General features: G+C 70.1%; 11 protein-coding genes. 2 read left to right on the top strand and 9 right to left on the bottom strand.

The window, feature by feature from the left end:
* Window positions 1-6: 6 nt before the first annotated feature.
* From ACWGKQ_RS30230 to tkt, 8 genes are all read right to left on the bottom strand, one after another.
* A complete protein-coding gene (locus tag ACWGKQ_RS30230; RefSeq protein WP_453295163.1) occupies window positions 7-1,254 on the bottom strand; it encodes an ROK family protein in 1,248 nt (415 codons plus the stop codon).
* 217 nt (window positions 1,255-1,471) lie between these two features.
* Window positions 1,472-2,065, bottom strand: a complete 594-nt coding sequence (locus ACWGKQ_RS30225; RefSeq protein ID WP_453295162.1) for a histidine phosphatase family protein — start codon at window positions 2,063-2,065, stop codon at window positions 1,472-1,474.
* A gap of 6 nt (window positions 2,066-2,071) precedes the next feature.
* On the bottom strand, window positions 2,072-2,950 hold the full coding sequence (gene gnd / locus ACWGKQ_RS30220) for a phosphogluconate dehydrogenase (NAD(+)-dependent, decarboxylating) (RefSeq protein WP_453295161.1): 879 nt from the start codon (window positions 2,948-2,950) through the stop codon (window positions 2,072-2,074).
* A gap of 5 nt (window positions 2,951-2,955) precedes the next feature.
* Window positions 2,956-4,596 (bottom strand): glucose-6-phosphate isomerase, encoded by a 1,641-nt coding sequence (gene pgi, locus ACWGKQ_RS30215; protein WP_453295160.1) that lies wholly within the window; start codon window positions 4,594-4,596, stop codon window positions 2,956-2,958.
* Window positions 4,589-5,524, bottom strand: coding sequence for a glucose-6-phosphate dehydrogenase assembly protein OpcA (gene opcA / locus ACWGKQ_RS30210; protein ID WP_453295159.1), 936 nt, complete (start codon window positions 5,522-5,524; stop codon window positions 4,589-4,591). Before opcA ends, pgi begins: the two co-directional genes overlap by 8 nt.
* A complete protein-coding gene (zwf, locus tag ACWGKQ_RS30205) occupies window positions 5,521-7,089 on the bottom strand; it encodes a glucose-6-phosphate dehydrogenase (RefSeq protein ID WP_453295158.1) in 1,569 nt (522 codons plus the stop codon). Before zwf ends, opcA begins: the two co-directional genes overlap by 4 nt.
* Window positions 7,089-8,231, bottom strand: a complete 1,143-nt coding sequence (tal, locus tag ACWGKQ_RS30200) for a transaldolase (protein WP_453295157.1) — start codon at window positions 8,229-8,231, stop codon at window positions 7,089-7,091. The genes zwf and tal overlap by 1 nt, the downstream gene beginning before the upstream one ends.
* A 32-nt stretch (window positions 8,232-8,263) precedes the next feature.
* Window positions 8,264-10,354 carry a transketolase gene (tkt, locus tag ACWGKQ_RS30195; RefSeq protein WP_453295156.1) on the bottom strand — a complete coding sequence of 697 codons (2,091 nt, stop codon included), beginning with the start codon at window positions 10,352-10,354 and terminating at the stop codon, window positions 8,264-8,266.
* Window positions 10,355-10,511: 157 nt separating this feature from the next.
* On the opposite strand from tkt, the gene ACWGKQ_RS30190 reads away from it, so the two are divergent.
* Window positions 10,512-11,408: a helix-turn-helix domain-containing protein gene (locus ACWGKQ_RS30190; RefSeq protein ID WP_453295155.1), complete on the top strand. Its 897-nt coding sequence runs from the start codon at window positions 10,512-10,514 to the stop codon at window positions 11,406-11,408.
* 69 nt (window positions 11,409-11,477) lie between these two features.
* Here the strand turns inward: ACWGKQ_RS30190 and ACWGKQ_RS30185 are convergent, their stop codons facing one another.
* On the bottom strand, window positions 11,478-12,887 hold the full coding sequence (locus ACWGKQ_RS30185; RefSeq protein WP_453295154.1) for a glycoside hydrolase family 16 protein: 1,410 nt from the start codon (window positions 12,885-12,887) through the stop codon (window positions 11,478-11,480).
* 270 nt (window positions 12,888-13,157) lie between these two features.
* Between ACWGKQ_RS30185 and ACWGKQ_RS30180 the strand changes: the two genes are divergently transcribed.
* The gene (locus tag ACWGKQ_RS30180; RefSeq protein ID WP_453295153.1) at window positions 13,158-13,499 is read left to right on the top strand and encodes an ArsR/SmtB family transcription factor; all 342 of its coding nucleotides are present in this window, start codon (window positions 13,158-13,160) and stop codon (window positions 13,497-13,499) included.
* Window positions 13,500-13,502: the final 3 nt, after the last annotated feature.

Raw genomic sequence — 13,502 nt, 5'->3', positions numbered from 1 at the left:
CCGTCGTCATGAAGGTGGTGCGGTACGGCTCCTTGCGGGGCTGGTGGTGCGTTTCGGGGTCCTCTGCCCCGCCGACTGCAGGGCGCCCTCCAGGGCGAAGGTGGCCGCGCCCAGGCAGACCGGGTCGGTGGGGACGGGAGAGAGGACGATCTCGGTGGCGGCGAACGGCCGCCGCAGCGCGTGCCGCCGGACGGCCTCGCGCACCTCGTCGAGCAGCGGTGTGCCCAGCTTCCTGGCGACCCAGCTGCTGAGCACGACCACCTCGGGGTTGTACACGTTCACCAGGTCCGCGATGCCCGCGCCCAGGTAACGGGCCGTGTCGCGGACCACCTTGACGGCCACCGGGTCGCCCGCGGCGACCCCCAGGGTCAGGGCGTCGATGGTGGCCGTCTGGTCCTCGGGGTGCAACAGCGTGGAGCGGGGGCTGAGTTCGCGCAGGTTGAGCATGATGCCGGGGGCGCCGACATAGGTCTCGACGCAGCCGTGGTTGCCGCAGTGGCACAGCCGCCCGTCAAGGACCAGCGTCGTATGGCCCCACTCCCCGGCGCTGTTGCTCACCCCGCGGTAGAGCCCGCCGCCGAGGACCAGCCCGGCCCCCACCCCGGTCCCGAGGTTCACCACCACGGCGTCGTCGCGGCCGCGTGCCGCCCCGAACCACAGCTCGGCCACCGCGCTGGCCCGCAGCGGGTTGTCCAGGTGCAGGGGGTAGGCGATGTGCTCGGCGAGCAGATCGAGCAGCGGCACGTCGTGCCAGTCCCAGTTGGGCGCGTACTCGGCGACCCCGGTGGCCCGGTCCACCTGCCCCGGCACGCTCACCCCGACGCCCAGCACCCGCGCGCCCTCGACGCCGGCCTGGGTGACCACCGAGCCGACGGCGGTGGCCACATGGCCGACCGCCTGCTCGGGCCGGCTCTCCCCGGGGCGCATCTCCTCCACCGCGCGGGCCAGGACGTTCAGTCCCAGGTCGAACAGTTCCACCCGGACGTAGGTCTCCGCCATGTCGACGCCGATCAGCGCGCCGCCCGCCGCGTTGACCGCGACGAGTCCCCGGGGACGGCCGCCCGCGGAGTCCTCGAAGCCGACCTCCGTGATCATCCGGAGGTCCAGCAACTCACCGACCAGGGTGGCGACCGTGGCCACGCTCAGGCCGGTGGCGGCGGCCAGGGTCTGCCGGGAGGTGGGGGACTGGGCGATGATCTGGCGCAGCACCTCGTAGCGGTTCGCGGTGCGGATGTCACGCGATGTGCGCTTCACGCAGCTGCCCCTCCCATCCCGTCACGGCCGGGCCGGGGCGTACGACGGCACCGGCGCCGCGTCAGGCTATGGGCTTCCCAGGACTTTCGACAAGGGGTTAGGAAAGGGGCCGTAGAAACTCGGCGGACCTGGCGGGCGGCGATGCCGTCGTTCCGGGCCGGGATCAACACGTCGAAACGACCCGCCAGTTGTCACTGACGGGCCGTCGAGAACTCTGCTAGGGCTGCTTGTTCCACTCGGCGATCACGGGCCACCCGTGCTCGGTGGACAACCGGCTGACCGTCCCGGTGGCCAGCTGGAACAGCCTGCCCTCGGCGGGCGGCAGACCCAGGCGGCGGGCCGTCAGCACGCGCAGGAAGTGGGCGTGGGCCACCAGGATCACATCACCGGTGTCGGCCGTCAGCGCCTTGTCGAGCCTGGCGAGCACCCGGTCGGCGCGGGCCCCGATCTGCTCCGGCGACTCGCCGGGGTGGCCCTCCGGGCCCGGCGGGACGCCGTCGGTCCACAGGTACCAGTCGGGGCGGGAGCGGTGGATCTCCGCCGTGGTGATGCCCTCGTAGCCGCCGTAGTCCCATTCGTGCAGATCGGGGTCGGGCACGACCCCGGTCAGTCCGGCCAGTTCGGCGGTGCGTATCGCGCGGCCCAGCGGGCTGGACAGCGCCAGTGCGTAGGTCCGGTCGGTGAGGAGCGGGGCGAGGGACTTGGCCTGTTCCTCGCCGTGCTGGGTGAGGGGCAGGTCGGTCCAGCTGGTGTGCTGTCCCGACATGCTCCACTCCGTCTCACCGTGGCGGACCAGAAGGAGGTCCCCCACGGCGGACTACTCCTTCGACTCGACGGCGTGGCCGCCGAACTGGTTGCGCAGCGCCGCGATCATCTTCATCTGCGGGGAGTCGTCCTGGCGGGACGCGAACCGGGCGAACAGGGAAGCCGTGATCGCCGGCAGCGGCACCGCGTTGTCGATGGCCGCCTCCACGGTCCAGCGGCCCTCGCCGGAGTCCTGCGCGAAGCCCTTCAGCTTGTCCAGGTGCTCGTCGTCGTCCAGCGCGTTGACCGCGAGGTCGAGCAGCCAGGAGCGGATGACGGTGCCCTCCTGCCAGGAGCGGAAGACCTCGCGGACGTTGTCCACGGACTTGACCTTCTCCAGGAGCTCCCAGCCCTCGGCATAGGCCTGCATCATGGCGTACTCGATGCCGTTGTGGACCATCTTGGAGAAGTGCCCGGCGCCGACCTTGCCGGCGTGGACATAGCCGTACGGGCCCTCCGGCTTGAGCGCCTCGAAGATCGGGTGGAGCCGCTCGACGTGCTGCTTGTCGCCGCCGACCATCAGGGCGTAGCCGTTCTGCAGGCCCCACACACCGCCGGAGACACCTGCGTCGACGAAGCCGATGCCCTTGATGCCGAGTTCGGCGGCGTGCTTCTCGTCGTCCGTCCAGCGGGAGTTGCCGCCGTCGACCACCGTGTCGCCCTCGGACAGCAGGTCCTTGAGCTCGTCGACGACGGACTGGGTGGCGTGGCCCGCCGGGACCATCACCCACACCACACGCGGGGCGTCGAGCTTCTCGACCAGTTCCTCGATGGACTTGACGTCGGAGACGTCGGGATTGCGGTCGTAGCCGATGACGGTGTGGCCGGCGCGGCGGATCCGCTCGCGCATGTTGCCGCCCATCTTGCCGAGGCCGATCAGTCCGAGCTGCATGTCATTCACTTCCTAAGCGTTCGGTACGTCGAGACGAGAGCGGTGGTGGACGGATCGAGGCCGGGGACGTCCGCGCCTTCCGTCAGGGCGGGCTCGATGCGCTTGGCGAGCACCTTGCCGAGCTCCACGCCCCACTGGTCGAAGGAGTCGATGTTCCAGATCGCGCCCTGCACGAAGACCTTGTGCTCGTAGAGGGCCACGAGCTGCCCGAGGACCGACGGGGTCAGCTCGCGGGCCAGGATCGTGGTGGTGGGGTGGTTGCCCCGGAAGGTGCGGTGCGCCACCTGCTCCTCGGCAACTCCCTCCGCGCGGACCTCCGCCGCCGTCTTGCCGAAGGCCAGCGCCTGCGTCTGCGCGAAGAAGTTCGCCATCAGCAGGTCGTGCTGCGCCTTGAGTTCACCGCTCAGCTCGGCGACCGGCTCGGCGAAGCCGATGAAGTCCGCCGGGATCAGCTTGGTGCCCTGGTGGATCAACTGGTAGTACGCGTGCTGGCCGTTGGTGCCGGGCGTACCCCACACCACCGGGCCGGTCTGCCACTGCACCGGCCGGCCCTCCCGGTCCACCGACTTGCCGTTGGACTCCATGTCCAACTGCTGGAGGTAGGCGGTGAACTTGGAGAGGTAGTGCGAGTACGGCAGCACCGCGTGCGACTGGGCGTCGTGGAAGTTGCCGTACCAGACGCCCAGCAGACCGAGCAGCAGCGGCGCGTTGGCCTCGGCGGGGGCGGTGCGGAAGTGCTCGTCGACCAGGTGGAAGCCGTCCAGCATCTCGCGGAACCGGTCCGGGCCGATGGCGATCATCAGGGAGAGGCCGATGGCGGAGTCGTAGGAGTAACGGCCGCCGACCCAGTCCCAGAACTCGAACATGTTGTCCGGGTCGATGCCGAACTCCGTCACCTTGCCGGCGTTCGTGGAAAGGGCCACGAAGTGCTTGGCCACGGCCTTCTCGTCGCCGCCGAGCCCGTCAAGGAGCCAGGTGCGCGCCGAGGTCGCGTTGGTGATCGTCTCGATCGTGGTGAACGTCTTCGACGCGACGATGAACAGGGTCTCCGCCGGGTCCAGGTCGCGGGTCGCCTCGTGCAGGTCGGCGCCGTCCACGTTGGACACGAAACGGAACGTCAACTCCCGTGCCGTGTAGGCGCGGAGCGCCTCGTAGGCCATCGCAGGACCGAGGTCGGAGCCGCCGATGCCGATGTTGACGACGTTCCGGATCCGCTTGCCGGTGTGCCCGGTCCACGCGCCCGAGCGGACCCGCTCGGCGAAGCCGCCCATCTTGTCCAGGACGGCGTGCACGGCCGGGACCACGTTCACCCCGTCGACCTCGACCACCGCGTCGCGCGGGGCACGCAGGGCGGTGTGCAGGACCGCCCGCTGCTCGGTGATGTTGATCTTCTCGCCGCGGAACATGGCGTCCCGCAGCCCGAACACGTCGGTGGCGGTGGCCAGTTCCTGGAGCAGGGCGAGGGTCTCGTCCGTGATCAGGTGCTTGCTGTAGTCGATGTACAGGTCGCCGACCCGTACGACGTACCGCTCGGCGCGCGCCGGGTCGGCCGCGAACAGCTCACGCAGGACGGGCCGTCCCTCGGCCCGGTGGTCCTCCAGGGCGGCCCACTCGGGCCGCCGGGTGAGCTCGGGGGTGTCAGGCATGGGAAGCGGTCTCCTTGGTGCCCTCGCCCTGAAGAGCGACGGCGTACATCTCGTCGGCGTCGAGGCGGCGCAGTTCCTCGGCGATGAGTTCGGAGGTGGGGCGGACCTTCAGGGCGAGGGTGCGCGGCGGCTGGCCCGGCAGGGTCAGGGTGGCCAGCGGGCCCTCGGGGCGGTCGATGACGATCTCGCCGGACGCGGTACCGAGCCGTACCTTGGTGACGACCGGGCCGGGGGAGACCACGCGGTCCACCCTGACCTTCAGCCGCGCCTCCAGCCAGCGGGCGAGGAGTTCGGCGCTGGGGTTGTCCGCCTCGGCCTCCACGGCCGCCGAGGTCACGTCGGCCCGGGCCTGGTCGAGGGCGGCGGCCAGCATGGACCGCCACAGGGTGAGCCGGGTCCAGGCCAGGTCGGTGTCACCGGGCGCGTAGTTGCGGGCCCGGGTCTCCAGCACCTGCATCGGCCGCTCGACCGCGTACAGGTCGGTGATCCGGCGCTGGGCGAGCGCGCCCAGCGGGTCCTTGGACGGGGTCTCGGGGGCCTCCACCGGCCACCACACGACCACCGGGGCGTCCGGCAGCAGCAGCGGCAGGACGACGGAGTCGGCGTGGTCGGAGACCTCGCCGTAGGTGCGCAGCACCACCGTCTCGCCGGTGCCGGCCTCGGAGCCGACCCGGACCTCGGCGTCCAGCCGGGACGCGGTGCGGTCGCGCAGGGTGCGGGCGTGCCGCTTGATGACGACCAGGGTGCGCGAGGGGTGCTCGTGCGAGGCCTCCTCGGCCGCCTTGATCGAGTCGTAGGCGTTCTCCTCGTCCGTGACGATCACCATCGTCAGGACCATGCCCACGGCTGGTGTTCCGATGGCGCGGCGACCCTGCACCAACGCCTTGTTGATCTTGCTTGCCGTGGTGTCCGTCAGGTCGATCTTCATGGCCTGCGCCAGCTCCGTCCGTCTCGTGCGAGCATCTCGTCGGCTTCCTGCGGTCCCCAGCTGCCCGACTCGTACTGTGCGGGCTTACCATGCTTTGCCCAGTACGTCTCGATCGGGTCGAGGATCTTCCAGGACTCTTCCACTTCCTGGTGACGAGGGAACAAATTGGCGTCGCCGAGCAGCACATCAAGGATGAGCCGCTCGTACGCCTCCGGGCTGGACTCCGTGAACGACTCGCCGTACGCGAAGTCCATCGTCACGTCCCGGATCTCCATCGAGGTGCCCGGCACCTTGGAGCCGAACCGGACGGTCATGCCCTCGTCGGGCTGGACGCGGATGACGATCGCGTTGGCGCCGAGTTCCTCGGTGGCCGTGGAGTCGAAGGGGGAGTGCGGGGCCCGCTTGAACACCACCGCGATCTCGGTGACCCGGCGGCCCAGCCGCTTGCCGGTGCGCAGGTAGAACGGGACGCCCGCCCAGCGGCGGTTGTCGATGCCGAGCTTGACGGCCGCGAAGGTGTCGGTCTTCGACTTGGGATCGATGCCGTCCTCCTGGAGGTAGCCGATCACCTTCTCGCCGCCCTGCCAGCCCTCGGCGTACTGGCCGCGCACGGTGTGCCGGCCCAGGTCCTCCGGCAGCCGCACCGACTTCAGGACCTTCAGCTTCTCGGTGAGCAGCGCGTCCGCGTCGAACGCGATCGGCTCCTCCATCGCGGTGAGGGCCATCAGCTGGAGCAGGTGGTTCTGGATGACGTCACGGGCCGAGCCGATGCCGTCGTAGTACCCCGCCCGGCCGCCGATGCCGATGTCCTCGGCCATCGTGATCTGCACGTGGTCGACGTACGACCGGTTCCAGATCGGCTCGTACATCTGGTTGGCGAAGCGCAGCGCCAGGATGTTCTGGACGGTCTCCTTGCCCAGGTAGTGGTCGATGCGGAACACCTGGTCCGGATCGAACACGTCGTGCACGACCGCGTTCAGGTCCTGCGCGGAGGCCAGGTCGTGGCCGAACGGCTTCTCGATGACCGCCCGGCGCCAGGAGCCCTCCGGCGGGGTCGCCAGGCCGACCTTCTTCAGCTGCTGGACGACCTTCGGGAAGAACTTCGGCGGCACGGAGAGGTAGAACGCGAAGTTGCCACCGGTGCCCCGGGAGGAGTCCAGCTCGTCCACGGCCGACTTCAGCTGCTTGAACGCCGTGTCGTCGTCGAAGTCGCCCGGGATGAACCGCATGCCCTCGGCCAGCTGCTGCCAGACCTCCTCCTGGAACGGGGTCCGGGCATGCTCGCGCACCGCGTCGTGGACGACCTGGGCGAAGTCCTGGTCCGCCCAGTCCCGGCGGGCGAAGCCGACGAGCGAGAAGCCCGGCGGCAGCAGGCCGCGGTTGGCCAGGTCGTAGATGGCCGGCATCAGCTTCTTGCGGGACAGGTCACCGGTCACTCCGAAGATGACCAGGCCCGACGGGCCCGCGACCCGCGGCAGCCGTCGGTCGCGCTCGTCGCGCAACGGGTTGTCCCAGTCGGCGGCGGGCACCACCGGCACCCGCACCTCCTTGGCGGTCTCGCTCATCACGCCTCAACTCCCTTGCTGTCCAGGGACTTCGCGACGGCGTCCAGCAGGTCCTGCCAGGCCACCTCGAACTTGGCGACGCCCTCGTCCTCCAGCTTGCCCACGACCTCGTCGTAGGAGATGCCCAGCCGCTCCACCGCTGCCAGATCGGCACGCGCCTGCTCGTAGCCGCCGGTCACCGTGTCGCCGTGGATGTCACCGTGGTCGGCGGTCGCGTTCAGCGTCGCCTCCGGCATGGTGTTGACGGTGCCGGGGGCCACCAGCTCGTCGACGTAGAGGGTGTCCTTGTAGGCGGGGTCCTTCACGCCGGTGGAGGCCCACAGCGGGCGCTGCTTGTTGGCGCCGGCCGCCGCCAGGGCCGCCCAGCGGTCGCCGGCGAAGACCTGCTCGTACGCCTCGTACGCGAGCCGTGCGTTGGCCAGTGCCGCCCTGCCCTTGAGCGCGAGCGCCTCGTCCGTGCCGATGACGGTCAGCCGCTTGTCGATCTCGCTGTCGACGCGGGAGACGAAGAAGGAGGCCACGGAGTGGATGGTGGCGAGGTCCAGGCCCTTGGCGGCGGCCTGCTCCAGGCCGGCCAGGTAGGCGGCCATGACCTCGTGGTAGCGCTCCAGGGAGAAGATCAGCGTGACGTTGACGCTGATGCCCTCGGCGATGACCGCGGTGATCGCCGGGAGACCGGCCCTGGTCGCCGGGATCTTGATCATCACGTTGGGGCGGTCGACCAGCCAGGCGAGCTGCTTGGCCTCGGCGACGGTGGCGGCGGTGTCGTGGGCGAGGCGGGGGTCGACCTCGATGGACACCCGCCCGTCGGTGCCATGTGATACATCGTATACAGAATGCAGGACATCGGCCGCGGCCCGCACATCCCGCGTCGTCATCATCCGCACGGCCTCCTCGACCGTGACCCCCCGCACGGCCAGGTCGGCGAGCTGCTCCTCGTACCCTTCGCCGGAGCCGATGGCGGCCTGGAAGATCGACGGGTTCGTGGTCACGCCCACGACATGGCGGTTCGCAACCAGCTCGGCGAGGTTGCCGGTGCTGATCCGCTTGCGCGACAGGTCGTCCAGCCAGATCGAGACGCCCTCGTCGGAGAGGCGCTTGAGTGCTCCCGCGGTGGCGGTTGCTTCGGTCACAGTGATCATCTTCCTCTACTGAACTGTTTCTGGCTGGCGGATCAGGCGGTACGGGCGGCGGCGAGGGACTCGCGGGCCGCGGCGGCCACGTGCTCGGCGGTGAAGCCGAACTCGGCGAACAGGGTCTTGGCGTCGGCGGAGGCGCCGAAGTGCTCCAGGGAGACGATCCGTCCGGCGTCGCCGACGAAGCGGTACCAGGTCAGACCGATCCCGGCCTCCACGGCCACCCGCGCCTTCACGGCCGGCGGCAGGACGCTCTCGCGGTACTCGCGCGGCTGCTCCTCGAACCACTCCACGGACGGCATCGACACCACCCGGGCGCCGACCCCCTCGGCCTCGAGCAGGTCGCGGGCCTCGACGGCGAGGTGCACCTCGGAACCGGTGGCGATCAGAACCACCTCCGGGGTCTCGGTCGACGACTCGCGCAGCACGTAGCCGCCCTTGGCCGCGTCCGGGTTCGGCGCGTACGTCGGCACGCCCTGGCGGGTCAGCGCGAGCCCGTGCGGGGCGGGGTGCGTGGCGTGCCTCTTCAGGATCTCGGCCCAGGCTGTCGCGGTCTCGTTGGCGTCGGCCGGGCGGACGACGTTCAGGCCCGGGATGGCGCGCAGCGCGGCCAGGTGCTCGACCGGCTGGTGGGTCGGGCCGTCCTCGCCGAGCCCGATGGAGTCGTGCGTCCAGACGTAGGTCACCGGGAGCTGCATGAGCGCCGACATCCGGACGGCGTTGCGCATGTAGTCGGAGAACACCAGGAAGGTGCCGCCGTAGATGCGGGTGTTGCCGTGCAGGGCGATGCCGTTCATCTCGGCGGCCATCGAGAACTCGCGGATGCCGAAGTGGACGGTACGGCCGTACGGGTTCGCCTCGGGCAGCGGGTTGCCCTTGGGCAGGAAGGAGGACGTCTTGTCGATGGTGGTGTTGTTGGAGCCCGCGAGGTCGGCCGAGCCGCCCCACAGTTCGGGCAGCACCGCGCCGAGCGCCTGGAGGACCTTGCCGGAGGCGGCGCGGGTGGCGACGGCCTTGCCCTCCTCGAAGACCGGGATCTCGGACTCCCAGCCCTCGGGGAGCTGGCCGGCGACGACCCGGTCGAAGAGCCGTGCGTGCGCCTCGTTGCCGGTGCGCCACTCGGCGATGTGCTTGTCCCAGGCCGCATGGGCCTCGGCGCCCCGGTCCAGGGCCCGGTGGGTGTGGGCCAGGACGTCCGCGTCGACCTGGAAGGTCTGCTCGGGGTCGAAGCCGAGGACGCGCTTGGTGGCGGCGACCTCGTCGGCGCCGAGCGCGGAGCCGTGGGAGGCCTCGGTGTTCCGCGCGTTCGGGGCCGGCCAGGCGATGATCGTGCGCATCGCGATGATGGACGGCCGCCCGGTCTCGGCCTGGGCCGACTTCAGTGCCGCGTACAAGGCGTGAACGTCGACGTCACCCTCGGCGGTGGGCTCGATGCGCTGGGTGTGCCAGCCGTAGGCCTCGTACCGCTTGAGGACGTCTTCCGAGAACGCGGTCGCGGTGTCGCCCTCGATGGAGATGTGGTTGTCGTCGTAGACGAAGACCAGGTTGCCGAGCTTCTGGTGGCCGGCCAGCGAGGAGGCCTCGGCGGAGACGCCCTCCTCCAGGTCGCCGTCGGAGACGATCGCCCAGATCGTGTGGTCGAAGGGGGAGGTGCCCTCGGGGGCCTCCGGGTCGAAGAGGCCGCGCTCGTAGCGGGCTGCCATGGCCATGCCGACGGCGTTGGCGACGCCCTGGCCGAGCGGTCCGGTGGTGGTCTCGACGCCGGCCGTGTGGCCGTACTCCGGGTGGCCCGGCGTCTTCGAGCCGTGCGTGCGGAAGGCCTTGAGGTCGTCCAGCTCCAGCTCGTACCCGGCGAGGAACAGCTGGGTGTAGAGGGTGAGCGAGGTGTGCCCAGGAGAGAGGACGAAACGATCCCGGCCGGTCCACTCGGGATCGGCCGGGTCGTGGCGCATCACCTTCTGAAAGATCGTGTACGCGGCCGGGGCCAGGCTCATCGCGGTGCCGGGGTGCCCGTTGCCGACCTGCTGTACGGCGTCGGCCGCGAGCAGGCGCGCGGTGTCCACGGCACGCCGGTCGAGGTCGGTCCACTCGAAGCTGTCGTCGAAGCCGTCCGATGTCTGCGTGCTCATCTCCGTGCTCATCTTCAAGAAGTCCTCGTTCGAAGCGTTCTGGCTGGCCTGACGCGTTCAAAAGTAAAAGTCTGACTTTTGAGAGGGAAGGTCGGAGTGTGTCAGCCTGTGGTGAAAGTGGGACACGGATCTTCGACAGGGACGGCACGAGAAGGACATGACGGACAGAACGCCCAACGGGGCAGGCGACGGTGACGGAATCAGAACCTTCCCCTTCCCGGTGGATCTGAGCGTCGGCGGCGTCGGCATCCAGGTCGGCACGATGGGGACCGAACGCCTGTGGCATGCCGACGCCCCGCTGGAGCGCGTCCACCGCATCGACTTCCACGTGGTCATGCTCTTCACCGAGGGCCCGGTCCGCCACATGATCGACTTCGCCGAGTACCAGGCCCGGGCCGGTGACCTGCTCTGGATCCGCCCCGGCCAGGTGCACCGCTTCTCGCGGACCTGCGAGTACCGCGGAACCGTCCTGACCATGCAGCCCGGTTTCCTGTCGCGGGCCACCGTCGAGGCGACCGGCCTCTACCGCTACGACCTGCCGCCCCTGCTCCGCCCCGACCCACCGCAACTCGCCGCGCTCCGGGCCTCGCTGACCAACCTGCAACGCGAGTACCAGGACACCGAAACCCTCCCCCTGAGCCTGCACACGTCGGTGCTGCGGCACTCCCTGACGGCGTTTCTCCTCCGCCTCGCCCATCTCGCGGCCAGCTCGGCGGAGGCGGCCCGCCGCCAGGCCGACACGACCTTCACCCTCTTCAGGGACGCGGTGGAGAAGGACTTCGCCGCCAACCACAGCGTCAGCGCCTACGCCGACGCCCTCGGCTACTCCCGCCGCACCCTGGTCCGCGCGGTCCGCGCCGCGACCGGCGAGACCCCCAAGGGCTTCATCGACAAGCGGGTCGTCCTGGAGGCCAAGCGCCTCCTCGCCCACACCGACCTCCCGATCGGCCGGGTCGGCGCGGCGGTCGGCTTCCCGGACGCGGCGAACTTCTCCAAGTTCTTCCAACTGCACACCGGACAGACCCCGGTGGCCTTCCGGGCGGAACTGCGCTGACCCGGTTGGGCCGGGCAGCGCGACGGCGCCGGAGGGGAGCCCTCCGGCGCCGTGTGCCCGACTCCCCTGTCAGTGGCCGAAGTCGAACCAGTTCACGTTCACGAAGTCCGCCGACTGGCCGCTGCTGAAGGTCAGATAGACGTCGTGGGTGCCCGTCACCGAGCTGATGTTGGCCGGGACCGTCGTCCAGGTCTGCCAGCCACCGGTGTTGGCGACCGAGAAGCTGCCGATGGGGGAGTTCGAGGGACTGTCCAGCCGGACCTGGACCTGGCCGCTCACCCCGGAGGCCGCGCCGCTCGCCACCCTCGCGTAGAACTGGGTGGCCGCCGTGGAGCCGAAGTTGACCCCCTTGTAGAGCGCCCAGTCACCGTTGGCTACGTACCCGATGTCCTGGCCGCCGCCGGTGTCGGTGGTGGTCTCGGCGGTCACGCCGGACTGGCTGTCGTACGACTCCGCCTGGATGGCGCTGTACGCGTCCCGGTTGCCGGTCGGCGGGGTGGTGGTACCGCTCCCACTGGCCTGCAGGACCTGCACGTAGTCGACGACCATCGGGTGGCCGGACTCGGTGGCACTGGTCGGACCGCCGCCGAACGCGTCCGGGAAGCCGCCGCCCATCGCCACGTTCAGGATCACGAAGAAGCCGTGGTTGGTGGCGTTCGCCCAGGTGGTGGCGTCGACCTGACTGGCCGTCACGGTCTGGTAGTTGACGCCGTCGACGTAGAAGCGGATCGCCTCGGGGCTCACCGAGCGGTCCCACTCCATCGTGTAGGTGTGGAAGCCGGACTGGCAGGTGGTGTTGGGGCAGGCGGTCGAATTGCCCAGGCCCGTCGTCTCGTTGCAGGGGCCGCCCGGGTTGGTGCCGCAGTGCATGGTCGCCCAGACCTTGTTCAGGCCCTGCACGTTCTCCATGATGTCCAGCTCGCCGACGCTCGGCCAGTTCTGGTAGTTGCCCCGGTAGGGCGCGCCCAGCATCCAGAACGCGGGCCAGTAGCCGTAGGCGGCGGTGCCGGTGACGTTCGGCATCTGGATGCGGGCCTCGACCCGAAGCTTGCCGCCGGCCGGGGGCTGGAAGTCGGTACGGGTGGTCTCGATGCGGCCCGACGTCCAGTTGCCGGCCGAGTCCCGCACCGGCGTGATCTTCAGGTCGCCGCTGCCGTCCAGGGCCACGTTGGTGGTGCTGGAGGTCATCGTCTCGACCTCGCCGGTACCCCAGTTGGCGGCACCCCCGGGATACGAGGTCCCGGTGTCGTACTGCCAGTTGGAGGTGTTGACGCCGGTGCCGGCGGTCCCGTTGAAGTCGTCAAGGAAGACCTGGCTCCAGCCGGACGGCACGCCGGGGGCGGAGGCGCTGGCGGGGAGGGTGGCGGTGGTGGCGGCCGCGACCGCCAGGCCCATGGTGGCGAACGCGGCGAGCAGGGCGCGGCGCAGCGAGCGCCGCCGTCTGCGATCCGCAGGGGGTATACCGGAGGTTTCACTCATGGGGGTGCCTCTCGGGTACGGAGGGGGGTGCGCGGGCGGGCCTTCGGGAGCGCCAGGACTTGCTGAGAGCGCTCTCAAAGTGGGCCCAATGTGCTCTCCGGGCCTGCGGTCGTCAAGAGTTAAAACAAAGAATCACCTTGTTTCTCAACGGAGTTCAGGCGGTGAAGCCGGTGCGGCCGCCGTCGCGGACCCTCTCGGTCGTCATCCGGCAGGGTTCGCCCGATTCCCCGCCCGCTTGACGCATGCCGATATGGGAATACGATGGCTGCCATGGCACGAGCAGCGACGACGTCGGACACGTTCAACGCGATCGCCGAGCCGCAGCGCCGGGACATCCTGGCGCTGCTGCGGGCGGGTGAGCGGCCGGTGACCGAGTTGGCCCGGGAGCTGGGGATGACTCAGCCGGGGGCGTCCAAGCACCTGCGGGTGCTCCGGGAAGTGGGGCTGGTGCGGGTCCGCGAGGCGGGCAAGCAGCGCCTCTACGGCCTGGACGCCCGCGGGCTGCGGCCGGTCCACGAGTGGGTCGGCGGGTTCGAGCGGTTCTGGAACGAGAGCTTCGACCGGCTGGACACCTACGTGCAGGACCTCAAGCAGACACGGCAGGAGGACTGACCG

This window comes from Streptomyces sp. NPDC054770 (assembly GCF_053611985.1).
This window is presented reverse-complemented; position numbering and strand designations above follow the sequence as displayed.